The 24,012-nt window shown below is 46.0% G+C and carries 24 protein-coding genes; 5 read left to right on the top strand and 19 right to left on the bottom strand.

What is annotated here, in order from left to right:
* The 13 genes from ACRYI5_RS01435 to ACRYI5_RS01375 all read right to left on the bottom strand — a co-directional run bounded on the left by ACRYI5_RS01435 (position 1) and on the right by ACRYI5_RS01375 (position 14,824).
* A complete protein-coding gene (locus tag ACRYI5_RS01435; protein WP_448224018.1) occupies positions 1-264 on the bottom strand; it encodes a TIGR04197 family type VII secretion effector in 264 nt (87 codons plus the stop codon).
* A gap of 18 nt (positions 265-282) precedes the next feature.
* The gene (locus tag ACRYI5_RS01430; protein WP_448224017.1) at positions 283-675 is read right to left on the bottom strand and encodes a YwqH-like family protein; all 393 of its coding nucleotides are present in this window, start codon (positions 673-675) and stop codon (positions 283-285) included.
* Between the two features lie 30 nt (positions 676-705).
* Entirely contained in the window at positions 706-5,175 is a 4,470-nt protein-coding gene (gene essC / locus ACRYI5_RS01425; RefSeq protein ID WP_448224016.1) for a type VII secretion protein EssC, read from the bottom strand.
* Entirely contained in the window at positions 5,159-6,340 is a 1,182-nt protein-coding gene (gene essB, locus ACRYI5_RS01420) for a type VII secretion protein EssB (protein ID WP_448224294.1), read from the bottom strand. The genes essC and essB overlap by 17 nt, the downstream gene beginning before the upstream one ends.
* A 35-nt stretch (positions 6,341-6,375) precedes the next feature.
* Positions 6,376-6,651, bottom strand: coding sequence for an EsaB/YukD family protein (locus tag ACRYI5_RS01415; protein WP_448224015.1), 276 nt, complete (start codon positions 6,649-6,651; stop codon positions 6,376-6,378).
* A complete protein-coding gene (locus ACRYI5_RS01410; protein ID WP_448224014.1) occupies positions 6,644-7,237 on the bottom strand; it encodes a hypothetical protein in 594 nt (197 codons plus the stop codon). Before ACRYI5_RS01410 ends, ACRYI5_RS01415 begins: the two co-directional genes overlap by 8 nt.
* On the bottom strand, positions 7,215-10,691 hold the full coding sequence (gene esaA / locus ACRYI5_RS01405; RefSeq protein WP_448224013.1) for a type VII secretion protein EsaA: 3,477 nt from the start codon (positions 10,689-10,691) through the stop codon (positions 7,215-7,217). Before esaA ends, ACRYI5_RS01410 begins: the two co-directional genes overlap by 23 nt.
* A gap of 98 nt (positions 10,692-10,789) precedes the next feature.
* Positions 10,790-11,086: a WXG100 family type VII secretion target gene (locus tag ACRYI5_RS01400; protein ID WP_448224012.1), complete on the bottom strand. Its 297-nt coding sequence runs from the start codon at positions 11,084-11,086 to the stop codon at positions 10,790-10,792.
* Between the two features lie 497 nt (positions 11,087-11,583).
* Complete coding sequence (locus ACRYI5_RS01395; RefSeq protein WP_407878201.1) at positions 11,584-11,805, bottom strand: DUF5960 family protein; 222 nt, start codon at positions 11,803-11,805, stop codon at positions 11,584-11,586.
* 159 nt (positions 11,806-11,964) lie between these two features.
* Positions 11,965-12,441 (bottom strand): nucleoside 2-deoxyribosyltransferase, encoded by a 477-nt coding sequence (locus ACRYI5_RS01390; RefSeq protein WP_448224293.1) that lies wholly within the window; start codon positions 12,439-12,441, stop codon positions 11,965-11,967.
* A 174-nt stretch (positions 12,442-12,615) separates the two neighbouring features.
* On the bottom strand, positions 12,616-13,149 hold the full coding sequence (locus tag ACRYI5_RS01385; RefSeq protein WP_407878200.1) for a hypothetical protein: 534 nt from the start codon (positions 13,147-13,149) through the stop codon (positions 12,616-12,618).
* A 123-nt stretch (positions 13,150-13,272) separates the two neighbouring features.
* Positions 13,273-13,995, bottom strand: coding sequence for a D/L-lactic acid transporter LarD (gene larD / locus ACRYI5_RS01380; RefSeq protein ID WP_448224011.1), 723 nt, complete (start codon positions 13,993-13,995; stop codon positions 13,273-13,275).
* 235 nt (positions 13,996-14,230) lie between these two features.
* Complete coding sequence (locus ACRYI5_RS01375; RefSeq protein WP_448224010.1) at positions 14,231-14,824, bottom strand: SGNH/GDSL hydrolase family protein; 594 nt, start codon at positions 14,822-14,824, stop codon at positions 14,231-14,233.
* A gap of 283 nt (positions 14,825-15,107) precedes the next feature.
* Between ACRYI5_RS01375 and ACRYI5_RS01370 the strand changes: the two genes are divergently transcribed.
* The 3 genes from ACRYI5_RS01370 (at position 15,108) to ACRYI5_RS01360 (ending at position 16,713) form a co-directional block, all read left to right on the top strand.
* Positions 15,108-15,476 (top strand): transporter, encoded by a 369-nt coding sequence (locus ACRYI5_RS01370; RefSeq protein ID WP_448224009.1) that lies wholly within the window; start codon positions 15,108-15,110, stop codon positions 15,474-15,476.
* Between the two features lie 209 nt (positions 15,477-15,685).
* The gene (locus ACRYI5_RS01365) at positions 15,686-16,000 is read left to right on the top strand and encodes a ribonuclease G (RefSeq protein ID WP_448224292.1); all 315 of its coding nucleotides are present in this window, start codon (positions 15,686-15,688) and stop codon (positions 15,998-16,000) included.
* Positions 16,001-16,053: 53 nt separating this feature from the next.
* Positions 16,054-16,713, top strand: coding sequence for a hypothetical protein (locus tag ACRYI5_RS01360; RefSeq protein ID WP_448224008.1), 660 nt, complete (start codon positions 16,054-16,056; stop codon positions 16,711-16,713).
* Between the two features lie 127 nt (positions 16,714-16,840).
* On the opposite strand, the gene ACRYI5_RS01355 is transcribed toward ACRYI5_RS01360, so the two are convergent.
* Positions 16,841-17,014 (bottom strand): alpha/beta hydrolase, encoded by a 174-nt coding sequence (locus tag ACRYI5_RS01355; RefSeq protein WP_448224007.1) that lies wholly within the window; start codon positions 17,012-17,014, stop codon positions 16,841-16,843.
* Between the two features lie 203 nt (positions 17,015-17,217).
* Between ACRYI5_RS01355 and ACRYI5_RS01350 the strand changes: the two genes are divergently transcribed.
* On the top strand, positions 17,218-18,189 hold the full coding sequence (locus ACRYI5_RS01350; protein ID WP_448224006.1) for a hypothetical protein: 972 nt from the start codon (positions 17,218-17,220) through the stop codon (positions 18,187-18,189).
* A 288-nt stretch (positions 18,190-18,477) separates the two neighbouring features.
* On the top strand, positions 18,478-19,233 hold the full coding sequence (locus tag ACRYI5_RS01345; RefSeq protein ID WP_448224005.1) for a type 1 glutamine amidotransferase domain-containing protein: 756 nt from the start codon (positions 18,478-18,480) through the stop codon (positions 19,231-19,233).
* A gap of 35 nt (positions 19,234-19,268) precedes the next feature.
* On the opposite strand, the gene ACRYI5_RS01340 is transcribed toward ACRYI5_RS01345, so the two are convergent.
* From ACRYI5_RS01340 to ACRYI5_RS01320, 5 genes are all read right to left on the bottom strand, one after another.
* Positions 19,269-20,411, bottom strand: a complete 1,143-nt coding sequence (locus tag ACRYI5_RS01340) for a GH25 family lysozyme (protein WP_448224004.1) — start codon at positions 20,409-20,411, stop codon at positions 19,269-19,271.
* Complete coding sequence (locus tag ACRYI5_RS01335; RefSeq protein ID WP_448224003.1) at positions 20,411-20,779, bottom strand: phage holin family protein; 369 nt, start codon at positions 20,777-20,779, stop codon at positions 20,411-20,413. Before ACRYI5_RS01335 ends, ACRYI5_RS01340 begins: the two co-directional genes overlap by 1 nt.
* A 66-nt stretch (positions 20,780-20,845) precedes the next feature.
* Positions 20,846-20,962 (bottom strand): XkdX family protein, encoded by a 117-nt coding sequence (locus ACRYI5_RS01330; RefSeq protein WP_448224002.1) that lies wholly within the window; start codon positions 20,960-20,962, stop codon positions 20,846-20,848.
* Positions 20,955-21,248: a hypothetical protein gene (locus ACRYI5_RS01325; RefSeq protein WP_448224001.1), complete on the bottom strand. Its 294-nt coding sequence runs from the start codon at positions 21,246-21,248 to the stop codon at positions 20,955-20,957. Before ACRYI5_RS01325 ends, ACRYI5_RS01330 begins: the two co-directional genes overlap by 8 nt.
* Positions 21,249-21,260: 12 nt before the next feature.
* Positions 21,261-24,011 (bottom strand): pyocin knob domain-containing protein, encoded by a 2,751-nt coding sequence (locus tag ACRYI5_RS01320; protein WP_448224000.1) that lies wholly within the window; start codon positions 24,009-24,011, stop codon positions 21,261-21,263.
* Position 24,012 lies beyond the last annotated feature (1 nt).

Genomic DNA, 24,012 nt, shown 5'->3' with positions numbered 1-24,012 from the left:
TCACTTATATGCTTTATTATCGGCTTTTTGAATCTCACTCGGAACACGGCTAAAGTTACTAACGTCCTGATTTAGTAAACTGTTCATTTTGCTAATCAACCCACCAATTTCTGAACTCGAATCGGCTAATCGAGTAAACGGACTGGCACTCGTTTGTTTTAATTGAATTCGACTTAACTTCTCACCGCTAGCGCTACTAACGGCATTTCTAACAGAGCTTACGTTGGAATTAAAGTTACCAACGTTAATTGAAATTTTTCCCATTATCGTTTCCCTCTTCCGCTATTTATCGTTTAGCAGGGATCTAATCTCACCCTCTAAAAACTCACGCAACGAGTAACAATGTGAACGTTGTCTCTCTAAATCACTGATCTTTTTATTTATTTGCGTTACACAATCCTGCACTTTAGTAATGTAACTGGAATAATCCGATGAGTAATTGGAAGCCGCCTGTCCAAACTTAGTGTAGGTTGTTCCTGTCCACTGGTCCGGCGTTATGTTAGTAACAATTTTACTAAAGTCACTATTATTATCTACATAATCACTGATTGCGCCTTTTAAGTCACTTTTGGCATCTTCCAAAGTTTGAATTTTGCCGTCTAAATCATGAGCCTTCAATAATTGACTGAATTGTAACTGTCGTTTTCCGGCAATTTCACCATCATGCTTTCCCATCAACCTATCCTCCACATCTACTTAGTTATGTTAATTTTTGGGCATACTTACTTTTTCATAATTCCGACCACTAAAGTAATAACCCTCATTTACACTCGGGTAGGCCTCGTTACTAATTAAGCCAACATTAATCAATTGTTGATCAGTCATCCGACTCCCAATAATCCCAATTGTAATCCTGTTTTTAAGGACAACCATCATTGGCACAAACGCATTTTCAAGGTCTTTTCGGTCGACGCCAATAATCAGATGATAGCCTGCTTTACCCGCTTGCTTAAACAAGATTTCCGCCTCATTATCAGTCAAATCAACTTGTTCAATGAATTTCATCATATCCTTGATATAGACGATTGTCCGATTATCACTGCTGGAAGGTGTTTGTATCCCAGTTAAAAGGTTGTCTAGAACAGTACGGTAATTAGCAGGTTTTACAACTAATGCAAAAGTATCTTGATAAAGCTCAGCATCGTCATCATCACCAAAATACATCACTGGATTAGCCTTGCTTTGTGCTTGTAGGCCCTTAATGACAACATCATGATAAGCCTCGATTTGTTCTTCTGTTTCAAAGATCAATGCCAACAGATTCTTTCGCTCAAAATCAAGCCCAATTGGCAAGGTATCACTTAACTTCAATCCCAGCGGCATCATTGTTTCACCAGCCGCTTTCACTGCTTTTCGCTCCTTAAACTCATCGAACGTAAACTCATCCGGTACCATTGGAATTTCTTCTGGCACTTCACCGGTCCAATCATTCGCCATTTGTCCGGCCTCATTCTTGACCGCCTCCAAGACATGCAAGGCATCCTCAGCCTCACAAGGTTCGAACGTCTGGAAGACCCGTGGTTCGTCCAACTTGACCATCCCCCGACCCGGTAGGTCTTCGATGGTTAGTTTTGTCCGGCCCACGACATCAGTTACTTCACTGGCATCGATCAGGTAAAGAGCAATTTGCGTCTTCAAGTTGGTGGTCATTTGCATCCGGAAGGCTCCCTGCCGGTTAGCCGAAATCAACAGGAAGATCCCAATACTGGCCCCTTCACGGGCAATCGTGTTCATCATGCTTTCGAACGGATCTTCAAATGGTGAGTCCCGAACGGCGTCATAGTTATCGATCACGACTTCAATGACCGGTAATTGCTCGCCTGTGGCCTCGCGGTATTGATCAAGGGTCGCAACCCCGGCACGGTTCAACAGGCGCTTACGCGTCTTAACGTCGTTATCTAAGCGCGTCAGCAATTTTGCCAGTTTTTCGGTTTCATCCACCCGGATGATGTCGGCTACATGTGGTAAGTCCTGCAGTGGTAATAAACCGTTGGTCCCAAAGTCCAGCAAGTAGACGTTCAGTTGTTCCGGATTGTTCTGCCGGGCTAACTGCATGATCATCGTTTGCAGGAACGTGGACTTCCCGTAACCGGCGGAACCAATCACGGCCGTGTGGCTGTTTTCGTTGAGATCAAGGAACAGTGGTTTTTGGGCCTGCTGTGACGGAATGTCGACCGTCCCGACTGCCACCTTGACGTCCAGTGGTCCTTGCCAAGCTTGGTGGTAGTCAATTGTCGCATCAGGCGTGATGGCAATGATATCTCCCAATGGTGGCAACCATGGCCGCGGCAACCGTTTGATGTTATTAGCCTGTGCGTAATCGTGAATGTAATCGATCACGGCTTCCAGTTCACTCGGCCGCTTTTGCAGTTCAGCGGCGTTCTTATCGTCGTCACCACTCAAATCCTGGGTGAGCACTTCGTACTGTCCCAGCTCATTGATGGCGTAAACGGTTTGATCCACGTGCTGAATTTCCTGATCAGGGTTATAATCCGCCCCACTCCAAGCGGACTGGAACAGTTCGTACTTTTCGTTGTTCCCAACTTGGAGGTAGGCCCGCCCAGGTTCCACGATGGACGCGGCATCCGGCGTGTGCAGGATTTCGTTTGAATCGGCCTTATCTTGCACCTTCAGCGAAATCTTGAACTTGGAGTTCGACCAAATTTGGTCATCCACGACCCCGGTTGGTTTTTGCGTTGCTAGAATCAAGTGAATCCCCAGTGACCGCCCGATCCGCGCTGTTGAAACCAATTCCTTCATGAATTCTGGTTGCCCAGTTTTCAATTCGGCAAATTCATCGGAGATGAGGAATAAATGCGGCATGGGTTCCGTCGCGGTGCCCTCGTTAAAGAGGCGTTGGTACTGGTTGATGTGATTCACGTTGAACTGACTGAACAACCGTTGCCGGCGTTGCAGTTCGGCCTTAATGGAATCCAGCGCCCGCATACTTTGTGCACCATCCAAGTTGGTGATGGCCCCCAATAAATGCGGCAGGTTCCGGAACAGGTTGGCCATCCCACCACCCTTATAATCGATCAGCAGGAAGCCGACGTCATTCGGACGGAAGTTAACTGACAGCGACAAAATGTATGACTGAACCAGTTCAGACTTCCCTGAACCGGTGGTCCCGGCAATCAATCCGTGGGGACCATCGGCCTTTTCGTGCAGGTTCAACGTGACAATGTCATCCTTGCCCCGCTCACCAAGTGGCACAGCCAGGGTTTTGAACGGTTCATGTTCCTGCCAACGTTGACCAATGTTCAAGTCTTCCACACGTTGGGTGTCGTACATTTGCATGAACGTCACGGCCTTTGGAATGGAATTCTTTAACGTTTCTTGGTGATTTAAGGCAGCTAACCCACGGGCCACGCCCTCGGCATCAAAGCCAACTGGGAAGTGATCCGGCACAAAGCGTTGATTCTTTAACTTACCCTGTTCGATCACGACCTGCCCGGTGTGGTAGTCGGCAATGTCGATCACCGTGTGGACTTGTTCTGGCAGACTTTGCATCACGTCTTCCACAAAGACCATGGACACCCCAAGCTCTGTTAAGTCCTTAGAGAAGTATTCCATGATCGAGTGATCTAACACCAGTTCTTCGTGGGTCATAAAGACGACGTAGTGCGGTGAAAAGACCAGCTTTTCCTGCCCGTTGTCCGTTTCCTTCAACTGTTGGTCATGGTCCTTTAGGATCTGGTAAAAGGAGTTCAGAATCTGATCACGACTCCGTTCGTGGTAGATAAATCCCCGGACGTTCATTGCCTGTAGCGTTGCGTGTGGCAACCAGCGCATCCAGTCCCACTTTGGCTTTTCAGCCTCAGGAAAAATCGAAATAAATTGCAAATCATGATAGCTGTGGAACGTTGCGAGCTGCATGGCAATCGCCTGCACCTGCTCAATGACCAGTTCACGTTGTCCAACCAGTCCCACGGGTCCGTGCATCAGATCCGTTGTGATCGGCACATTATCAATGTTTTGGAACCGCGTCTTTAACGCCATGGCTTCCTTAGCCAAGGTGTCCTTTGTGAACGGATCATCCTCATACTGAGCACTAAAGCTTGCCGGCACGGTTCCTAACCCCAGTCGGTACGTGAGGAAGTCATGCTGAAGTGGTGTCTTTTCGTAAATTCGTGAATTGACCTGCGCCACCATCGTTTGGATCGTGTCCATATCAGGATAGTGGTACAGCAAGGCTTGGGCCTGTTTATTCGCCAACTTGGTTAACGCAATCGTCTTTTTCGTCAGGTTGGCATCGTACTCAGCCTGCCGAAGCTTGCTGTTGACCCGGAAGTCCTTCTTCCCCTTGAAATACGCGGTGATGGACGTCACCACTGTGGCCAGACTCATTCCGACCATCGAGAGGATCATTACGGGATTCCCCTTTGACACTAACGTCATGATCAAGGCCATTGCAGCCATCAAGACGGGCGGTAAAATGACCCGTCCCAACTGATTGTCCGGTGACATCGGCGCTGGTTGGGGTTCATCAATCTTGACCTTTTCTTCGGGCGCCCGGTAGATGATCCGTGGTGAGCGGTGGTAATTGGGATAGTCATCTGGGAGATCGGCATCCACGGTTGGCATCTGTGCCAGCTTCACGTGGGTCCGTTGCAGTGGATCAGCCAGCTGAAGGTAGTCTTCTTTGACCAGCACCCGCACACCGTCAAAGATCAGTTCATCCCCGGCGGCCATGGGCACCGTCGCTGCGGCAACCAACTGCCGGTTCAAGAAGCAGTCACCACTAAAGACGCTTAGTTCAAAACCAGTTGATTGGCGATGAATGTGAAAGTTGACGAGGCTCTCACGGAGACTAATGTCATCACTTGGGTGTGGGCCCACAACAAGGTCGCCGCGCCCCTTTAAGTCATAGGCCACAAAGGTGCCTTTTGGTAACAGTTGGTAGGTCATCCCCCGTACCGTCAGCGGGACCCCTAATACCAGTGGTTGGTTTCCCACGAGTAAGCTGCCGTCAACGACGCTCACCGTTAGTGGTTGGACCAGGCCTGCAAAGGCATAGCCCGTCGCAGGTGTTCCGAAGGTAATGGCGGCATTACGGTTTAGTCGCACCGTCATCGCGTGCATGGTCATCCCGTTGCTCACAAATAGGCGCATGTTGTTTGGATCAATGTTCGCGGCCTGAGTGGTCGCTTCCGTGAACTTAGTTGCCAAAACCATTCTTCGCACCCCCTAGCTTGCTCTCGTACTTATCAATTTGTTTCTGGTACTTGCTTCGTTGGGCCTGCTTTTGTGAACCACTCAGTTTTGGATCGGCGTTCACTTGGTCATACAACTTTGTGTAGGTATACAGGATCAACTGGTCATCGTTAATATACTGGGCAATGTTCAACGCCTTACTAAAGTCCCCGCGACCGTTATAGATCCAGTACTTCAGGTAACTTTGGTCAGACTTTAACGTCACGTTTTTCAACACGTTCTTTTTCTGGGTGTTACTGAGACTTTCGACGTTGATGTAGGATGACGCCAAGATGTACTGCTCCGTCTTTGGCAATTTATCAGGATTATCCCCCTTCAAATCGGTGATCACCTGGTCATAGTCAGTGGCTAAGTAGTCCTTCTGACTGGTCATCAGACGGTTGTCATACGGTACCTTGTTCACGGAGTAGTAGAGAACAGTCCCAACAAGGATCACCACCAGGGAAGCCAAAACGTAAAACCCCGTTTGGAAGAAGCGGGCCCGGCGTTTTGGAATCACCGTTTCAACGTGAAGAACCCGGTCGTGCTCTTCACGATAGCTGTTCGTCAAGAAGTCATGCAATTCTGCCACGGTGCTGGCCCGGAGAACAGCCGCATTAAATGGTGTCTGCTTCACGTCTTCTAACGTGCCTTGATAGAGGTCCATGTAGTCGTACTGCGGGGTCATCAAGAAAATGACAAAGCTTTTGTACTGACGCAAGAAGTCCCGCTGGCCCATTTGTAACGGCGGCACAATGTCTTCTAAGCCCCGGTGAATCACGAGTGGGGTCAAACTATCTGTAAATAACAGGTTGTCTGGATGGAGGAAGACTGTCAGCCGTGAATCCGTGAATTCAACCAGATCCGCAAGGTTTTCCAGTAGCCGTAACTTATCGCTTCGTGAAAGCTCCTTGATCATGTCGACCAGTAACCGGCCCCCAATCGTATTACGATATTGCCATGTATAACTATCTTGTCCCTCGATGAGTTGTCCCGGTAATAAATGGGGATGGTTCGTTAATGTCATTTCAAGGAGTTGGCGGTTATCTGATTTGATCCGTCCCTTCGAAAGTTCAATGCTGATTGTGTTTTGTTCAAAGTGCAGTGGGTACTTGTCGTCCCCTAATGTAATCGTTACGTCGTTCATCACGTCTTTTTCCCTCATGCTTTCTGTAGTGGTTGTTAAAGCACTTCGATGACATCGCCGTTAGTGACCGGAAAGTCGGCCAACACATCGTCATCGCTTAAGACAAGTGCTTTATTAATGACCCGAATCATGTTGCGGTCGTCTGGGGTCAATGTGACCGCTTGGGCGGCCATTGCATCGATCAGTTGGGTGAGTAATTGGCGCACCGTCAACCGGTTTGGAATCCGTAGATCAATGTTAACCAGGCCCCGGTCAGCCGTATGATCCGTTTTAAGGGTTACGTTAATGTAATTTGAATCTGTCTCAGCCATGTTTCCGTCTCCTGAAAAGTAATTTCTGTCCCTTGAAGCCAAGCAGCACACCGGCACCCACAAAGGCAGCCATGATGGCCCCAATCATGAGCCAGTGACCGCCGTTAATGCCGGTGGTGGCAGTGGGATCCGCTCCCGCAGAGGTCGCCAGTTGATTTTTACTGGTGAATAAATGCTGTTTAGACTTCGTAATTCCCTTTACGTCACCGTCAACCTGGAGCTTCTTCTTGGCAAAAACCTGGTGCTTAGCGGCCTTATTACCGGCCTGTTGCTGTGCTTGTTCCTTCGCCAACCCCTTCGAATACTTCGGGTCAAACAGATCCGGAATCTCATCTGCGGCCTTCGTTGAGTGACCGTGTTGCTGGTTAGATGACTGTTGCTGTTCAAGCACCTGCTGATTGACCACCAGTTTGCCCTCATCCTCATTTTTGGTCACGGCCGCCTGCTGACTTGCAGTGCTGCTAGAGGCAACACCAGGTTGACCGGTATCTGCCCGAGCAGTGAGGGTCAAAAGGCCACTACCAAACAGGCAAAGAACAACCAGGATCAGCCACCCATGACGGCTATTTCGTTGTGGTTGCTGCATGTGCTGGTGCCTCCTTTTGTGGGTGATAAACAACAAGGTTTAAGGCGGTCACAACAAGTGCGATGACCGTTAAGATCACATATCCCTGCGTGCCAAGCCCGATTCCTGTCGTTAACTTGGTGTAGACGTGTTCCACATACTGGAACGGTGAAATCGTCATGAATTGTTTGGTCAGCGTGCCGTTTGCCACCTTGATCCCCAAACTCGGTGTAAAGAACAGGTAGAGTGCCGCTAACGCCATGGCGATCGCCATGCCCATCGTCTTCACCTGCCGCAACAAGTATGTCGTAGCGGACAACAATGCGACCTGAATCATCATGACCGTTAAGACCCATGCCGTTGGTGCGATTTGGTTCGTTTGTAAGAGTTGTCGTGAGAGGTATCCAATCAATAATCCTTCAACGACCCCGACGGCCCCAACCACGAGCGTCCATGGCAAGTTTTTCCACACCAGGTTGTCGACGTTAACGAACCGGTCAACCAACCGCACACCCCGCCGTTTTTCTAAGACGGACAGCGTGTAGGCCGTAAACAAGGTGACAAAAATGTTAATCAAGACCAGGTAATACGGCAGGATGGACGTACTGTTCGCAATCTCACTGGTGTTCTTCGCACTCACCGGATTTGCCATGTAGTTATACACGTTTTGATTGTCCCCGTTCCCCTGCTTGGTGTTTGCAAGCACCGTGTTGAAGCCCTTCGAGAAGTCACCATTCTTGGCAATCGTGTTACTCCACGTTTGCGCTAAACCGCTGGCGTTGTTCACAATGCCCTTACTGGTGCTGGACAATTGGTTTGTTGAGGACTTTAGGTGTTCAAATGCTGGTGTCATGCTCTTGATCTTCGCGGAGTCAGCCATCGTCTGGGTAATCGTGTTTTGACTATCACTCAGCTGTTGCTGGTAACTCTTGATCAACTCTGGCCCCGTCGTTTGATCATCAGCCAGCTCTGGTTGCTCCGCTGGTTTAAAGTCCACCAGTGTTTCGTCGAGAACGAGCGGTGTTTTAGCTGGCTCATTGACCGCATTGGTGTAATCCAGTGCTTCTTGATACCAGGCCATGAGGTCCTTCCCCTTTTGGGTGATGGCATCGTTGGCCTGCTTAAGCGTGGCTAATGCTGACGTTTGCGCATCCACATAACCAGTGTCTTTCATCTGTGCTTGAAGTGTTTCCTGCTCCGTCGTCATTTGCTGATCAAGCTGTTCTACGGGTTGCCGATACTGTTCAACCAGGTGACTAGACACAAGCGCCGCAATTTCATCGATCATGCTCTTGTTGTTCATTTGTTTATAAACGGAACCATCAGGTGCCTGTTCTTCTAACGTTGCACTGTAAGTGTCCGTTTGAAGCCCATCATCAGCAGCATTCGCGCCGTAGTATGCCTCGATCACAGACGCAGCTTGCGCCACCTGGTACAGCATCTTATTCGACTGGCCCATTATCCGCGTCACAGCGGTGGAATTTGTGTTGTTGATGTAGGTGAACCCAAGGTAGCTCGTGTCAACGACTTGCAAGCTCGTTTTCTCTGTATCAGGGTCTTTATGGGTAACGTTCATGGTGCATGTATAGGAAAGTCCCGAATTAGCCAATAACGACTGGGGGAAATTATCCTGGTCCAGTGTAATGACATTGTTTTTATTAAGATCAGCAGCGCTGATGTCGATGATTCGCGCGTCATTTTCGATCACGCCACCATCGGTATCCTTTTTATCGAGGAGGTCCTTTAATGCTGTAATTTGAATGCCGCTTTTTTTATCAACCGGTGAATCCGATAATGCCGCATGGAAATTACCGTTACTAGCATTATTCAACAGGGTAACTAACGCAGACCGATCCAACTTTGCGCCTTTAACATCGCTTAATTCGATGTAGGCAAATTCCCCTTTTTTTAATTCAGGGATGGTGAACTGAATGCTTTGTTGAATATTGGTCCCAACACTCGTTCCCAAAATTGATTTAATGCTGTCGACCGCTGAGGTGTTCGTTTGCGTCACGTTGTGTTCCTTTGCGTACTTTTCCACTAGCTGGGCGTCGTGCTGGTACTTTGCCGCTTGATTCTGTGGCAACCCGCCGGCAAACTGCATCCAGTCAACGGCCGCGGTAATGTTACTGTCAACGGCACCAACGCTTCGGTTCATGTAGTCCGTCATCGCTTGACGACCCTTGTCGTTGACCTGTGTCTTCTCGAGGTCGTAATCCTGTTCCAGTGAACTCTTGATCATCTCCTGAAGGTGCGTCTGAACCGCGTCCATGTTGTCTTCCGTGAGGGCCGTCGTTTTATCGCCCGTGAAGAATTCACGCATGTTGCCTTGATCCATCGCTAACTGATCGTTTTCATCGCTGAGGACCTTTGTTTGGGCGTCATACCGGTCTTTTAACGTGTCAATGGCTGGAATCAGCTGGTTGTTGGCGTTCAATAATGACTGTAATGCCGTCGTCGGCTGATCTGGACCACCATCCAGCAATTCACTGTTGAGGGCACTCAGCTTATTGACCTCATCGCTTTTCACCAGTTTCAGCTCATCCGTATAGGCTTGGTACTGCTTATCGTAGGCGTCCGTGGACTGTTTATCATTCGCCAACAGCTTTTGATGATCCGTATCTAGCAGTTCCTTTTCGGTGTCAATGGACTTCGTGTAGTAGTCAGTGACCACCTTTTTGTTATCGGTCATCTGACTATTTTGCGAATTATTGAAATCGCTCAATCCCTTGAGTGAATCCTTCCCGTTGCTGACGGTGTCATCCATGGCGGACTTCGCCTCATCGTTAAACGATTTCGCCTGATCCTGCCAGTCGTTGTAGCTGTCCTGAATGTCCTTACTCTGATCCGTAATTTCTGAAAAATTGTCGTTTAGCCCTTGGAATGGCTTATTCACACTGTTTTGCAGGTTCCCGTTAAGGTACCCCTCACGATTAACCATGCTTCCCACGTTGGTCTGTGCTGTGTGAAGATTGTTGACCACACTCGAAAAATACATGTTAATGACGCGTCGATTGAATAATTGCAATAACGCTGTAACTTTTTGTTGCGCCTGTGTTCGGATGTTGGGGTTCTTGCTTGTGTTCACTTCATACTGAAGCTGCGCCTGCTGCGGGTTACGATTTTCCAGTTGCAACGTTCGCTGGGTAAAGTTATTTGGAATGATCAAGACCATTTCGTAGGTCTTATGGCGGAGTCCACTTTCGGCAATATCCCGTGAGGTCACGGTCCAGTTGTTCGTGGGGTCCTTGGTAATCATGTTCACGAAGTTATTCCCGAAGTTATAATCCATGTTGTGAAAGCGACCACCCTGGTCTTCATTGACCAGAGCAACCGTTAATTTATATGATTTCTGCTTGGATGATTCACTAACGCTGCTGTTATTGATACTTGCATGCACAAAAAAACCGATGAGCCCTAATGCCAAAATTAGCCCCACCCCTAAGTGCCAGTATTTCGTCAAAAATGCTTTCATCGATCTCTCCCTGATTTCTCTCTAACCTTTTTTTCAAAAAATTCATCGCTAAACGCAAAAAAGGGTCGATGAACAAGCGTCCATCGACCCTCCTCGCATTAATTGAAACCAAAACCTTTTGAGAGTTGTTGGTCTGTTTGTTCCAGCGTGTTCGCTGCGTTGTCCAATTGACGGTTGATGTCAATTAACAGCTGATCAAATTGCTTAACCTTTTGCGATAATTGCTGATACTGTTGCATGTATTGTTGGAAGGCTTGCCCTTCCCATTCTTGGCTGATCTGGTTATTTGCACTATCCAATGAATGCAAAACCCCTTCAACCGTTTGGGCACCATTCGTGTAAACCTTTGCTTGTGATCGTAATTCTTCTGGTGTGACTTTAATCCGTCCTGCCATATCAAATTCCCCCTTATAATATATATTGTTAAAAATAATGTTTTGGACGTCTTATAGTTGCATATTATTAACCAATCCGTCAACATCTTATTTTAAAATTCACAATCTTTTTATCTAAAGAGGAACACCTTTTACAGCATCACACTTGATTTCTACGGACTAATCACTACACTAAATATTTTTTCAATTCACAAATGGAGAAGCGCTGTTTATGAATTTTTTTACCTTGATTACTGGTATATCAATATCCTTCGACAGCTTAATTACGATAGATTTTTAATTTTCATTTGCTTTATAATTAACCCCCATTACTTTTTCGTCGCTAGATCATTAAAAATGATTTCCTCTTGAACAATTGCTCATGCAACAAAATAGTCATACCCGTTCACGATTGAGCATAATAATTAATCAAAACCATAATAAAAAGGGATAAAATCAGTAATGATTTTATCCCTTTTCGTGATTATTAACGTTTAACAATCGGCTTTCAATGGACCTTAACGCGAAGTCACGTATGTATAGGACGCGTCGTCATTCAATCGGAACGTAAACTCATGATCTTTATGATCATTTGCCCGCCACTTTGACACTTCATAGTGCGTTGTCTGAGAAACGTTTAGTCGATTGACCACTGCTTCCACTAAATACTGATCATCATCAAAGCTGCCTCGTAAAATCTGCTTCAGATCCGTAATGAAGGCGTCTGTATTTGTAATCATGGTTGCCACTCCCTTTTACCTAAGTTGGCAACCACGATACAGGCAATTACGCTTGATGTCCACTAAAACTCACTTTTTTTAAAAATTCATTTAATAAACGTTCCGATTGTTAAACAATTTTAGCCATTAGTAACGGACTTTTATTCAACGGTCCGTTCGTTAGAAGATTTTCATGTCCGTGTACTTCGTTGGTAAGTTATTAAAGTCGTAGTCCTGCAATCCGGCTGCGATTTTGTCACCTGTGTACATTGCTGTCAGTGACCGCACTAACATTAAGTTAAGTTCGTTTTCTGGATGGAATTGAACCATGATCACCGGAATGTTCCAAGCCCAAGCGGCCCCAATTTCAAAAATGGTTCCTGCGTCTGGTTCGAGGTTCCCCTCTTCGTACTTGTAATCCAAAATGGCCACGACAACATCTGCCCGTTTTACCTGGCGCATGTCACTTGCAAACACGGAATCTTGCCACTCAAATGAACCAAATTCCAAGGACTCTTCCTGATGTTCTTGAGGAATGAAAATCCCATCCGCATCAATTGTTTCGTTTTGACGGAGTGCTGTCACAACCGTCTCAATGCGCTGCTTTTGTTCATCTGAAAAGAACGGACTAGCTAAGTAAACTCGATTTTTGTACATCATAACGGCCTCGTTTCGATTATTTTATTACCTTAACTATTATACAGGAAGTTTTAGACCAATCGGGCGCCTGACTGAGAATTTCTAAAAAAGCGCTCACCAAGCGCTCACATTTGGGCCCACCAATACAAAAAAACTGACCAACCCGTGAACGGGCGATCAGTCTTTTGTTAATTACTTGCTTGGTGCTGTCACTGCCGCCTTATTCAAGGCAGGCGCCAATGAATCTAAAATATGTTGCAACCGGGCGCCTGTTTCAACCAACCACATCGTGTAGTCTGTTTTTTCATCAGTAGCCTGTGCAATCAACGATGGCCGCCACCCTTTTAACGAGGTTGCTACCGTTAACGCTTCTGAAATAACGTTATCTGGTAACTCGCCATTGTTCAACTGACGCAGTTCGTGCAAATCATCCATTAAGGGTTCATACCACAAATCATCCACCAACGTTGGCGCCTTCCCTGTTGGTGACTCAAGCCACATTTGTTTATTGAACCGGCGTTGATCGTCAACCATTGTTGTCATCACGTCAACATCATATTGAATGCGGCCAGCCGCTTTAACAAACGCCGCCTGCCGGTCTAATTCACGTTTGTGTGCTTGCGCCGTTGTATACCGCTTAGCCAGCACATACGTAATGATCCCCACAATAATAATGGCAATTAATAGACCAATCCAAAAGCCAAGTCCCATTCCTAAAAATTTCATTAGTTGAAATCCTCCTACAAGGAAGTATACACAAAAAAAGCTAATTCGAGTACCACCTTAACCATTTTAGTTCGAGATTATCGCGCTTGTTGACCAAATTCTCCCATTAAATGGTTTACTTCTTTATAGGCCCAAGTAAAACTTGCCGAATAATGCTGCCGCGATGGCCCCAACAAAGGGGGCGATTCCTGGAACCAGTAACCCATACTGCCAATCATTGCTAGCCTTATTCTTAATGGGTAGCACCGCGTGGGCCAACCGTGGGCCAAGGTCCCGCGCAAGGTTCATGGCGAATCCAGTTGGACCCCCCATCCCCATACCGACAGCCCACACTAAGAGACCAACACCAATTGGCACGATTCCTGGCGTTTTAACCTGTGAAATGGCCAGAATTCCTGACAGGAAGACAAACGTTGCAAAAAATTCAACGAAGAAGTTCCGGGGTAAATTCCGAACGGCTGGTGAAGTGGAGAAAATGTTTCGAATCGTTACGCCGTCCAGTTTGCCGTAAGAATGTTTAAACGAATCAGCATACATAATGTACACAATGATCGCCCCTGCCATTCCCCCGAACACTTGAACAATCGCGGTTGGGAAGAAGGTCAGCCAGCTCATGTTTCCAAGCAGCACTTGCGTCAGTGCCATTGCTGGATTGATCGTGACGTTTCCAAAAATAAACAGGGCAATTGTGATCCCGAAAGCCCATGTTGTAATGGCAAAAAGGTGTCCTGAACCATGATACTTTGTATCGTTTAAAACCGTGTCGGCATGAACCCCGACCCCAAAAATAATCATTAGTGCCGTTCCCATAAACTCTGATAATAGCTGATGCATTAACTTTCCCATCCCATTCTTCTCTTGCTACCGCAATTTCACCATCGCGTTGTCGGTTCGGGACAAATTCCCCCCGCCTAAATTTGACAGTATTCAAATAGTTTACCGTTCCTTGCCCCCAAACGCTACGCCTTTTTATGAACGGGCGCAGTCTTCACATCGTTTACACAAAAAAAGCCGTGTTGGTGAGTTAATTGAGGCATTTTACTAGCCCTCATCAACTCGCCAACACGGCTCATTTGTCTAATCATTTTATGAGTGTTGTATGAATAACATCAGCGATTCGCGCCCCAATTTTATTGTACGTCGCCTGATTGGGATGCAACCAGTGGTCAGCCAGCGTTTGTTCAGCATTAGCCGCCGTCACAATAGGGGCCACCCGCCAATCTAATACCACACCGTCGGCAGCCTGATACGTCGTTGCAAGTGCATCCTGAAACGCCGTAAAGCTAATCCCCCGCTGATTTTGGTTTTCCTTTACCGCGTCAATGTTGCCCCACATTGGCAAAATCCCGACCAGCTGAATTGTCGCCGTTTGGGCTCGGATTCGGGCGAGTTCGGCGGTAAGGGTCTCAGTCACTGTCGCCAGCGTCCCCGTCCCTTGGTTAAAATCATTAATTCCGTAGACCACCGTTACAATGTCGTAATCGGCAAACGAACACGACGCCACTGATGCTGTTAGGTCATTTTTTCGTTCGCCAATGATTGCGCCACCCCCATGGCCTAAATTGGTCACTGAAATGCCTAATCGTTGCGCGACGGTCACGGACGCCGGATATTGCACATCCTTGTAGCCATCCCATCCCTGTGTAATCGAATCACCCAGCATCACTAACTTCATGATTAATACGTCCTCCCTTTGAATCCTCACTCCTAGTTTAATGATCGTTACAACTAAAAACCAGCGTTAACTGGATTAACCACTATGTCACTAATCAATATCATCATTAAAACATATCTCCATTAAACACTACTAATTCATATTTTTTTATGTTACATTTTTAATTGCTGTGTGATTTCTTTAACAAAAGTTAAGTGATTGACCAAGTTAATGATCATCATTCAGTTTGACCAAATCACTGATGTCTTAAAAAGCTGAATCATTCTTTAGGGGGGTCACTCAAATGACCAAATTAAAAATTAACATGTGGACCGGAATCTTAGACATCATCAATTGTGTGCTATTCACAATTTCATGGCCTGTGATTTTTGGAACCGCCTTTTCTGATTCATTTTCTGGAACTAACGTCACTAGTGGCACTGCAATTGTCTTTTATTCAATTGCTTGGATCGGTGTTATTTTGAACATTGTTGCCCTAGTTCTGTCACGGAAGCACAGTATTTCCATTACCGGTCCCGTTCTAGGAATTATCGGTAGTGCTTTATTCGGTCTCACCGCCTTCCTTGCCTTTCCTGCACTCGTTGTGTTGATCATCGGAACCGTTTATACCTTGATGCAACGCCCTGCTAAAACAGTGGCATCGGCAAACTAGCTTTTTCGCAATAATGATTCTGACGACGACTATTAAGGAGACATCACATGGATTCAAATAAGACACCTGAGTCACAAGCACCTGCTTCTGCAACTTCAACAGCACCCGTAACGTCTGAAGCACCCGTTTCACAAGCCACGGCCCCTGCATCACAAGCTGCTGCGCCAAAACAGCAAGCTGTTCAGCAAACACCAGATGTTCCTACTGAAATCAAGAAATGGAACTGGGGTGCCTTCACTTTTAACATTTTCTGGGGAATTGGGAACAAGACTTACCTACCATTATTATGCTTGATTCCCTTCTTTAACCTCGGTTGGATCTTCGTTTGTGGGGTCAAAGGAAATGAATGGGCATGGCGTGACGGTCACTATACGGACGTTGCCACCTTTAAGCAAGTTCAAGCAACATGGAACCGGGCTGGTTTTGTCAGCTTTATCATCAATGTCTCAATCTTAGGGCTGTACTTAATCTTTGCTATTTTTGCAGTTATTATCGGGATTGCCGCAGCATCATCTGATTACTAAACGTTAATTTTCTTGCTGGTACCTTTTGGGGCCAGCATTTTTTGGAGGCACACATGGCATTTAGCTTTTATTTATTTTGCATCTTATTCACCATTTTATTTGGACTCGCAACATTAGGTCTGGGAATCTGGATGCTTGTTGAACTTATTCAAAAACGGGCGCACCGGGGCCTGAGCATTACGTTGACGAGCATCATGTTTGTGTTGGCCCTTGGGTTTGGAATCGCTGGCCCAGTTGCCACAACTAAGTATGCCGGGTACCGAATTTGGCGAAGTGATTACCGACGAACCCAAACCATTGTGAATGACATCAACGGGATTCGTAACGCCTACGAGGAACCCACCAAAGAATCTCTCGCCACTGGTCGTGCTGACGCCACAGAGCTTGTTAAAGCAACCAGTCATTTTTCAAACGCGGATGCACAGGCTACCGCCAAGGGAGCTGCCAAACGATTAAATCGTCATATGCAACGCTCCAAAGGAAAAGCGACGTCAGACCAATTCATTGACTGGCAGGTTGATCGTGAATTTGACGACGATCCCACAGCCATTGAAGATTTTGCAGACATTATGGACGGCAACACGAGCGCCATTGCTCCTAATAAAAGTCTCAAAAGTGATATGCTCGTGGACATTTACAACAAGCAGTACGATCAAATTCACATGAACAGCTTTTCTAAATGGCTACTATCGGAAAATTCGACGTTGGAATAAGCTGATTGCTACTTATCAAGTTAACCACACAAAAAACCGTTTGACCTGAAATTTCATTTCTCAGGCCAAACGGTTTTTAATTGCAAATCGCATTCATGCATCAACTAAGACAATTAGTTTAAATTGTTTATGCCAGCTTTTCGTCAAAGAACGTTGTCATTGCGGTCGCTTCCTGATCTACATACTCTGGAACCCAGTATGTTTCAATGTGGCTAGCTCCTTTAATCAGCACTAATTCTTTATCATCGGTTCCCGTTGCCTTATTGAAGACAGCTTCAGTCATGTAACGAGTGTCTGACACATCCCCCACCATCACGATACAGACCTACTAAGAAACATGTAAAGGAATCAGTGTGAACGAGTACTAGATGACTTTATTTCTTAGTAAAACTCACTTTTTGAGGAGCCTTTTTTGTGAACTTATTTTAATCATGTATACTTAGCTTGAAAGATAGTTTTCTTGTTTTACTATTGATCAATCTATATTTAAGAAGGGATTACGCTATGAAACTAATTAAATCGGTATTCAGGGTTACGTTAACCCTAGTTTTCTCACTTTTATTGTTCTCAACCGCAGCTTCAACAGTCAAGGCGGATCCCAACACAGAAACAGTCACCTATGCGTGGTCTAATACTGATTCTGAAGGAACAACACCAGCTAATGTCGTTACTAGTTACAAAGTTGACGACAAGCTTTTTCTTCCTCCGATGATTTACACGGGGTACACCATTGATCCAAATAAATCTTACCTCGAGTATCCATCCGGTGAGCAGCAAAGTTATGCTGATATTTTCACGCTACTTCACATCAATTCAATTGAAGAATTTATCAATCATAATAATCAAGGACCATCAACGGTTGGCGAAGATGACTTGGGTCTGAACACAACCTTCTTCAGCGTTTTAATTCCTAACGATGAAACTGTAACGATTAATTACGTGTCTACTGATGGTAAAAATTTGGGTTCTAAGACGATTGCCACTAAATTTAGCCGCATCATCACGATCGACCAGCCAAGTTTTGACGGCTACACGATTTCAGCAAATCAACCAACTTCCTATAAAGTTGTTAAAGACGGTGCTGGCGCTAACGTTGTTACGATTACTTACGCCCCTACGACTTCCTCAAGTTCCGAAAGCTCAAGTTCGTCAAGTTCGAGTAATTCAGGAAGCTCATCATCAAGCTCAAACAACGTTGATAGCTCAAGTGTGACATCAAATGGTCAATCATCCTCAGTAACCGGCAACTCACAATCAAGCACTACCAGCAGTCAAGCAAGGACCGTTGTTCCAACTCAAAACATTTCTTCAAGTAGTTCCTCAGCAACATCAGTTAAGCAAACTAATACGCGTGACACCTCTCGTCACGCTAGCCTGCCAAGCACCGCTGCTATTGGTTACACAACCAGCATTATCGGTGTTGCTATCTTAGCTGGCGTAACGACGTTCTTTGTCATTAAGAGAAGAAATCGTTAGATTTGACAATTAAATTAAGCAACTAATTGAAAGGCACATTGCTGGTATTGAACCGGTGATCTGCCTTTTAATTTGGTTTTAACTCGGCAAGAGCTTCGAACTGTCTGCCTTCGTTTTGTGACGATTTATGCGCTTTTCTTGAGCTTCTTTAGCGCCTCTGAATCATCATTAGACAATGTTCCCCGGTTCCTGCCACACCGCACCTACCCACATAAATAACGTTAAGTATTAATATGTTAATGAACGTGCTACCATTAAGAAAAAAATCCCACCAACGAGGTTTTACTCATGGTCATTATTCCCTTACCAGCTTACGGTTTTGACCCCACCGAAGCAGCCATTCCATGGCAATATTTAACCGACAGGAAAATTGAAGTCGTCTTTGCCACCCCCGACGGAACACCAGCAGCGGCTGACGACCGGTTATTAACGGGACATGGTTTCGGTATTTTCAAACACTTTCTCATGGCAGACACCACGGCGCGAACAGCATATCAAGCAATGCTTAAGACACCGGCCTTTCAGCACCCACTTGCATACGCTGACATCAGTGTCGCTGAATATGATGGTCTGTTGCTCCCCGGCGGTCATGACAAAGGGATGCGTGTTTACTTAGAATCCACCATTTTACGGCGAGTAATCGCACAGTTTTTTACGACTAAAAAACTAGTTGGTGCAATCTGTCACGGAACGATAGCCGCTGCTCGAGCAACATCCCCCGCCACGGGCCGTTCTGTTCTTACAGACTATAAAACGACCAGCCTACTTAACCTTCAGGAACTTAGTGCTTATCAGCTAACTCGGTTGTGGCTTGGTGATTACTACCGGACGTATCCAGAAACCGTTGAGAACGAAGTTAAATCGATGTTAGCAAACCCAGCTAATTTCATTCACGGCAGTCATCCCTTCACACGTGACACGGCTACCGACACCAAACGGTCACTGGTTGTGGTTGACCGTAATTATATTTCGTCCCGATGGCCCGGCGATGCCCATAAATTTGCTAAGACTTATTATGAACACTTAACTAAAAAAGGTCGCTAACCTCCTGTTGAAATAGGAGGTTAGCGCCCTTTGATTTAGTAATATAAAACTTGACCGGGATAAATCACGTCATCAATTGACTGCCCATTTAAGGCCGCCAAACTGTCCATGTTATCTCCGAATTGTTGGGCGATTTGCCACCAACTATCGCCAGGTTCAACAATGCATAACCGTTGTGACGTCGTTTGTGCTGAGGTTGAACGTGAACCAAACTCATCCCCGCCATCAACGCCCATCGCCACATAGCGGTCTTGATTCCTGTAGTTGATGTAATGCGCCCATACGTAACCGCCAGCAATGAAAACATGATCATAGTAAATGGTATCGCCACCATTTAATTGTCCGGTGACGCTTGCACTGGTTTGATCCTCTGTCCGCACGTTGACCGTTTGATCAGCAGTAAACGTCCCACTTTGCATGTAATCACTATCAGCATGCTTAATGGCCTCACCTTGATTGGCTGCCGGCGTATCCGTCTTCGGATTATCGTGCTTCGTATATCCGTTGTCGGTAATCCCTGTGAGGTCAACGTTACCATCTAATCCACCCGCCACACGGGTTGATGTAAACTGAAAAATCCCAACATTATTAAATGACGGAAAATAATTGTAGTTTGGAAATGGTGTCACCGCGTAATCCGGGTATTCAGCCAGCCATAGCTGGTATTTAGAAGATAAATATTGTAGGTCAGTTGTTGTCTGCAAATAGTTTTTGTACCCATACAACATCGGTGTATAACCGGCTTCTTTAATCCGGTTCAATGCGTAATCTAAGACAGCCGTATCTTGCCCACCGGCTTCTACATCGAGGGCCACAATGGACCCTTTTGGGGTTTGCACCCTGGGCAAAAAGTAGTTCAGTGTGTCGTCAGCCTGCCACTGTGTCGTGACATTTTGCCACCAGATGTAGGTGTGCATCCGCAGTCCAGCCGCAATTCCTGTCGAGACCTGACTATTGTACGTCGTTTGATCATACAGCCCCGCTCCGGTGTAACCACCAATTTGTGCCACGCTAAACGTATCTGAATCTGCCCCCTTAACGGCGTAAAACCCATTGTAAACACTGGTATCAGTGCCAAGATTGCCACTTGCGGCAGCGACCGGTTTCGGCATGACGGCAAAACAAAAAGCGGCCATCATGACCGCTCCCATCATCATTAATTTCTTTTTAAACGTCACTACTTCTCCTCCTTGCGAAATACATTAGGATAGTCAATTAAGTTCCCCTCGTCGTCTTTAAGTTTGTTCAAGTAACCGCGCCACTTTTCAGGAAAGGGCAAACCCATTTGGCACCAGTTTTCAACACAACTATTTCCATACTGAATGATGCCAAACGTAATAAAGATCATGGCGTAGTTACCGAGCCCCGCAATGTCAGCAAAGAAAAACCCAATGAGCGTTGTAATCAGCATCGTTAGATGTTTGATCAGCCCCTGGGTTCCGGTGGTACTATCCATTTTCTTCGTCAAGACGCCCTTGATGGTGCCCAGCGCAATGTCTGCAACTTGAATTGCTAAGAATAGGTGCAGTGGATACATCTGCTCCATTTTTAGAAGCTCCCGCCAGATCAAGTTGTGTGTCATTATTGGTCCAATCACATGTTTATCCCCCGTTTAATCGTATTGTTTACCCGTAAATTCTGTGTATTGTGCCGGTGTAATGGTTCCTAATTCAACATATTCGGTAATGTCACATCCTGCGGCAGCCATTAATTTAATAAACTCAGTCATTGTGTTGCACCTCCGCCATTAGTTTAGCGACCTGAAGACCCAGTTGATTTAAGGCTTGATCCTTAACGTCCGGTACAACCGGCTCCTTGTAGGGATGCCAGGTCTGTTTATCAGGATCAAACTGTGGCCGCAATCCGTCAAAGCCTTGCTGATCTGGCGTTTCTGGACTAATCAACACAGTCGTGCAATGTGTTTTTTCATAGTCACTTAGCTGAGTAAACTGTTCCTCAGTAATCGGCCGCGAATCAGTCAGCAAAAAATCATCGTTATAGAAAAAATAAATCATCACTGTTCCCCCTTAATAATCATAATTTATTTGAAACCATCGATAACTGTTCAGGACATTATCTTTGGAAGATACATGTAAAATTAAATCTCCATTACTCTGTCCAAACAAATAGCAGGGGCAAATAAAACCGTTATTTCCAAAGATCATTCCGATCTGTCCAAAATGTGGGCTTGGGCATCCTTTGAGAGTTAAAACGTCCCACTCTGTCCATGCTGGTTGATCATGGTTTGGCCTGTCAAGAACACCAAAAATAGTCGCCATACCGTGTCCTAAATTTGTAAGCGATGGTCTTTGAATTAAAACTGGTGCTTGCGGCACTTTCCATTCGGCGCTAGGTAAAGTGTATGCTGGCTGAATCACCCTATCATTTTTGGCAAATTCGAGTAGATCTAACTTTGCATTATTACTACCTGATGAATAACTAACTGCTTGACCATTCACAGACAAACTACCAATGTTTAAACCCGTGGCATTAAGTGGTGAGGTAAATGTCTTTGGTCCGGCAATCGTTTCTGTCCCTGTTCGGTGAACCACGCTTGCATCATCTGTTACGGTTTCGACCCATGGAGACCAAGCACCACTATAGTAAGTCCGCGTATAAATTAACCCGCCCGTATCATTAATAAAACGTTGATTAGTAGCATTCCCAACTATCCGAACTTCTAACCGCCCCCATGAAGTCGAATCCGGGCCATTTTTTCCACCACTTGGATGCGTTAAAGAATAGTTTCCCGGCGTCAATAAAGCATTAAAATCTGGCAGATCAATTGTCGACAGATTCCCGTACTCTTGGTTCGCAATCTGCCGTTGGTCTAACATTAACTGTCCATTGTTGTTCAACGATAACTTATGACTACCAGCTGACAAATCAAGATTCCCATCAGCAGTAACCCCGCCATTTGCTTTAAGCTGCTGAGCAAACGTTTTGACGCCCACAATTGTTTCATTGCCGGTATTATGGACAAGTTTGTTATCATCAGCCGCCTGCTTCATCCATGGCGACCACTTTCCGTAATAACAGCCTCGCTTCCAAATGGAGCCATTTCCAGTTGTAACATTGGCATCGATATACTCAATAAATATTTGAACAGGTCCGGCCGTTTCTAATACTACTAGCGCACCCGCTACCCCATCGCCCGGATAATTTGCCATCGTTTTTATTGGGCCAGAATTCGCATTCTGCCACACGCCACCCGTTGTGTAGCTGTTAAAATCACTATTTGCAGCCAAGACATTCATCGTCGGATTAGCAGTATCCCCTTTATGCATAACAGCCGCATCATCAGGAAGCTTCTGCCAACCAGAAATCATTTGGTTATTAACTGTTGTGATCACACGAATGTTGTTCGCAAACCCATTTAACAAAATCATCCCAGTTGTCGGTGAATTACCAGCAGTTACACTAACGGTGAACCAGTTTTCCAGTTGTGGGGGGAGATCGCTTGGCACATTGTCACCACGTACAAACCAATTACCGTTGTATTGGTCCATTGCAGTGGCAACATCTGCAAGCTTAACCCCCTTAGGGAATTCACGTGTGGCAAGGCCGCCAACAACATTTTGACTAAACGTTTTAGAACCTGTGATTACTTCATTACCCGTGTTATGAACTAACTTATTGTCATCAGCCGCCTGCTTTACCCATGGTGACCATTTTCCATTGTAGCAACCACGCTTCCAAATAGAATTACTTACAGCATTCGCATCAACATACTCAATAAACAGCTGAACAACCCCAGCTGTTTCTAATACCACTAAAGTCCCGGCAACCCCATCGCCTGGATGGTTCGCCATACTTTTCACATTGACCGTCAGTGCATTTTTCCAAAGTCCCGCAGTGGTGTAATTATTAAAATCACCATTCACCACTAATTCATGAACTTGTGGGTCACTCTTAATAACGTTTGCGACACCGTTACTTGTATCAACCGTTTGGTCATTCACGCTAATTAGATGACTCAATTTAGTTGCGATGTCGGCTGCATTGGCATGGGTCGCCTGATCTGCATTAGTGGCATGAGTTGCTTCATCAGTCTTGCCTGCATGAATCGCTTCCGTGGCTTGATCACTAACCTTAGCATGATCGGTTGCGGCTGCGTGAACCGCCTCTGTCGCCAAGTCAGCGCGACCCGTTACGTTACCAATCACGTCCCCGACGACCCCACCGGTTGCTTTGACGGGTTTTGTAAACGTCTTATCGCCACTAATCGTTTCACTCCCAGCTAAATGAACCAGTTTGGCATCGAACGGGCCGTCAACGTATTCTCGAACATCGTTCACAGCTTCCATCGTTGCTAGACCAGCCGTGGCAACTTGGACTGTGGCATCACCTTGGGCAATAGCCTTTAGATAAATGTTCACTTCGATAGCAACCGGGCTGGTTTCATCATACGCTGGCATGATTTCCGGGCTTACTGTTCGCGTAACAGCCACTAAAATATCTTTGCCCGCATAGGTGCCGTAAAGCAGCAAACTATTTAATTGGTAATCACTCGTGATTGCTTCATTGCTTAACCGTGCGCGTACCAAAAGTTGGCTTGCATCGGCATCGATCCGCACGGCCCCTTTTAGCTCGGCCGTTTGATTCACGACCACCGTTTTTGCCTGTTCGGCCGTTAATGAACTAGCCTGTGCATCTGACAGTGGCGTATTACTGGCAATTGCTTTTGTGATAATCACTGGTTGACCACTGACAACACTCGCATTTAACGCGTTCACATATTCTTGTGTGACAATCGTTGGTTTAAACTTTGACGCCATA

The organism is Furfurilactobacillus sp. WILCCON 0119, from assembly GCF_053471565.1.
The sequence above is the reverse complement of the archived record's forward strand: the minus strand, read 5'-3'. Positions and strand labels throughout refer to the sequence as shown.

Bases quoted from the DNA above. Each gene is read 5' to 3' on its own strand.
- ACRYI5_RS01435 (WP_448224018.1), bottom strand. From the start codon at position 264: ATGGGAAAAATTTCAATTAACGTTGGTAACTTTAATTCCAACGTAAGC.
- ACRYI5_RS01430 (WP_448224017.1), bottom strand. From the start codon at position 675: ATGGGAAAGCATGATGGTGAAATTGCCGGAAAACGACAGTTACAATTC.
- essC (WP_448224016.1), bottom strand. From the start codon at position 5,175: ATGGTTTTGGCAACTAAGTTCACGGAAGCGACCACTCAGGCCGCGAAC.
- essB (WP_448224294.1), bottom strand. From the start codon at position 6,340: ATGAACGACGTAACGATTACATTAGGGGACGACAAGTACCCACTGCAC.
- ACRYI5_RS01415 (WP_448224015.1), bottom strand. From the start codon at position 6,651: ATGGCTGAGACAGATTCAAATTACATTAACGTAACCCTTAAAACGGAT.
- ACRYI5_RS01410 (WP_448224014.1), bottom strand. From the start codon at position 7,237: ATGCAGCAACCACAACGAAATAGCCGTCATGGGTGGCTGATCCTGGTT.
- esaA (WP_448224013.1), bottom strand. From the start codon at position 10,691: ATGAAAGCATTTTTGACGAAATACTGGCACTTAGGGGTGGGGCTAATT.
- ACRYI5_RS01400 (WP_448224012.1), bottom strand. From the start codon at position 11,086: ATGGCAGGACGGATTAAAGTCACACCAGAAGAATTACGATCACAAGCA.
- ACRYI5_RS01395 (WP_407878201.1), bottom strand. From the start codon at position 11,805: ATGATTACAAATACAGACGCCTTCATTACGGATCTGAAGCAGATTTTA.
- ACRYI5_RS01390 (WP_448224293.1), bottom strand. From the start codon at position 12,441: ATGTACAAAAATCGAGTTTACTTAGCTAGTCCGTTCTTTTCAGATGAA.
- ACRYI5_RS01385 (WP_407878200.1), bottom strand. From the start codon at position 13,149: ATGAAATTTTTAGGAATGGGACTTGGCTTTTGGATTGGTCTATTAATT.
- larD (WP_448224011.1), bottom strand. From the start codon at position 13,995: ATGGGAAAGTTAATGCATCAGCTATTATCAGAGTTTATGGGAACGGCA.
- ACRYI5_RS01375 (WP_448224010.1), bottom strand. From the start codon at position 14,824: ATGAAGTTAGTGATGCTGGGTGATTCGATTACACAGGGATGGGATGGC.
- ACRYI5_RS01370 (WP_448224009.1), top strand. From the start codon at position 15,108: ATGACCAAATTAAAAATTAACATGTGGACCGGAATCTTAGACATCATC.
- ACRYI5_RS01360 (WP_448224008.1), top strand. From the start codon at position 16,054: ATGGCATTTAGCTTTTATTTATTTTGCATCTTATTCACCATTTTATTT.
- ACRYI5_RS01350 (WP_448224006.1), top strand. From the start codon at position 17,218: ATGAAACTAATTAAATCGGTATTCAGGGTTACGTTAACCCTAGTTTTC.
- ACRYI5_RS01345 (WP_448224005.1), top strand. From the start codon at position 18,478: ATGGTCATTATTCCCTTACCAGCTTACGGTTTTGACCCCACCGAAGCA.
- ACRYI5_RS01335 (WP_448224003.1), bottom strand. From the start codon at position 20,779: ATGGAGCAGATGTATCCACTGCACCTATTCTTAGCAATTCAAGTTGCA.
- ACRYI5_RS01330 (WP_448224002.1), bottom strand. From the start codon at position 20,962: ATGACTGAGTTTATTAAATTAATGGCTGCCGCAGGATGTGACATTACC.
- ACRYI5_RS01325 (WP_448224001.1), bottom strand. From the start codon at position 21,248: ATGATTTATTTTTTCTATAACGATGATTTTTTGCTGACTGATTCGCGG.
- ACRYI5_RS01320 (WP_448224000.1), bottom strand. From the start codon at position 24,011: ATGGCGTCAAAGTTTAAACCAACGATTGTCACACAAGAATATGTGAAC.